This is a genomic window from Vibrio sp. 10N.222.55.C7, assembly GCF_041473335.1.
Lineage (GTDB): Bacteria > Pseudomonadota > Gammaproteobacteria > Enterobacterales > Vibrionaceae > Vibrio > Vibrio crassostreae_C.
In genome coordinates, this window is the sequence record NZ_JBFRSC010000056.1 from 23,733 (window position 1) to 24,139 (window position 407).

At 51.1% G+C, this 407-nt stretch carries 1 protein-coding gene; it reads left to right on the top strand.

Annotated features, from left to right (window positions below):
• On the top strand, positions 1-407 hold a 407-nt coding region (locus AB4482_RS23080), incomplete at both ends, for a cadherin-like domain-containing protein (RefSeq protein ID WP_372181437.1).

Genomic DNA, 407 nt, shown 5'->3' on the forward strand with positions numbered 1-407 from the left:
GTTGAAGAAGACGGCACGTTAATCTTTACTGATGCAGACCTATTAACAGGCGCTACCGACATTGAAGGTGACAACCTAACGGTTGAAGGTGTGACCTACGATGGCGGCGACGGTATTCTTACCGACAACGGTAATGGTACATACACCTTTGCGCCAAATGAGAACTTCAATGGCGACGTAAACTTCGGCTTCGACGTGTCAGACGGCACCGATACGGTCTCTGCGAACATCGATGTAAGTGTGACTGCGGTTGATGATGCGCCTGTGTCTGGTGACCTAGCGTACTCAATCGACGAAGACGGTTCGATTCGTCTAAGCCAAGAGCAGCTGCTTTCTCAAGCATCAGATGTGGAAGGCGATGACTTGACGGCCAGCAGCCTAACGGTTGACGGTGATGCAACCGTTAC